Source organism: Pseudomonas sp. GW821-FHT01E05 (assembly GCF_059422425.1).
This window is the reverse complement of sequence record NZ_JBWKWW010000029.1, coordinates 1-613: the sequence shown is the minus strand read 5'-3', so window position 1 is coordinate 613 and position 613 is coordinate 1. Positions and strand designations below refer to the sequence as shown.

1 protein-coding gene is annotated in these 613 nt (G+C 58.6%); it reads right to left on the bottom strand.

The genetic code is table 11. From position 1 onward, the window contains the following. Positions 1-551, bottom strand: a 551-nt coding sequence (locus tag AC07W5_RS29460; protein ID WP_495024865.1) for a carbohydrate ABC transporter permease, incomplete at its 3' end; no start/stop codon positions are given. Positions 552-613: the final 62 nt, after the last annotated feature.

Genomic DNA, 613 nt, shown 5'->3' with positions numbered 1-613 from the left:
GGCAGCCATTGCCAGGAGACAATGATGATGATCGACAGCAGCGGGTAGTGCGCCAGCCAGTCCACCGGTTGCGCGCCGAACAGCTTCCAGACGTAGGCGAGAATCCCCGACACCGGATGGAAAATCAGGTTCTTCCAGATCAACGCACCCACGGTGGGCATGATGAAAAACGGTGAGATCAGCAGTACGCGGACGATGCCGCGCCCGAGAAACTCGCTGGCCTCCAGCAAGGCGCTGATCAACACCCCCAGTACCACGCTGATCAGCAGCACGCTGCCGACCAGCAACAGGGTATTGGTGGCGCCGGGCAGGAAGCCCGAATCGCTCAGGAAGTAGGTGAAGTTCTCCAGCCCCACGAACTGGTTTTCACCAGGGTAGAGCAGGCTGTAGCGGATCAGCGAAAAGTACAGGGTCATGCCCAACGGCACGATCATCCACAGCAGTAACAGCGCCACCGAGGGGCTGACCAGAAACCAGCCGGGATTGCTCAGGCGGCTTTTGCGAACCGGCTGGGGAATTTCCATATGTGCTTTGAGCGTCGAAGTATTCATGGTGATCACAACCGATTGGTGACAGGCAGATGAAGATCAAATGTGGGAGCGACGGTGCGGCG